Origin of the sequence: Pseudomonas sp. GW456-12-10-14-LB2, assembly GCF_002884345.1 — a bacterium.
Classification (GTDB): Bacteria; Pseudomonadota; Gammaproteobacteria; order Pseudomonadales; family Pseudomonadaceae; genus Aquipseudomonas; species Aquipseudomonas paraglycinae.
Map to the genome: position 1 here is coordinate 1 of NZ_POHV01000212.1, position 260 is coordinate 260.

Here is a 260-nt window from a genome sequence, read left to right on the forward strand (position 1 = left end):
GCCCTGAGGTCGCATCGGTCGCATGGCTGTCAGCGACCGGCGGCGGGTCAGTCCGCCAGCGGCACGGGCTGCCCGAACCGCGCCTCGATCGCCGCCGTCAGGCGGTCCAGCATCGTCTGGACCGGGATGTTGGAGGTGTCCACCGTGGCCGGGGCCCGGGCGTAGAGCGGCTCGCGGCTCGCCAGCACGGCGCGCAGCTCCTGCATCGCGGAGGCGTGGTCGCCGGTCGTAGCGAGGTGCCCCTGCTCGCGGACGCGGCT

The 260-nt window shown here is 75.0% G+C and carries 1 protein-coding gene; it reads right to left on the reverse strand.

Features of this window, described 5'->3' with window-relative positions; all coding sequences use genetic code 11:
• Positions 1-47: 47 nt before the first annotated feature.
• A partial coding sequence (locus C1X29_RS30075; RefSeq protein WP_218275733.1) for a hypothetical protein occupies positions 48-260 on the reverse strand: 213 nt, incomplete at its 5' end.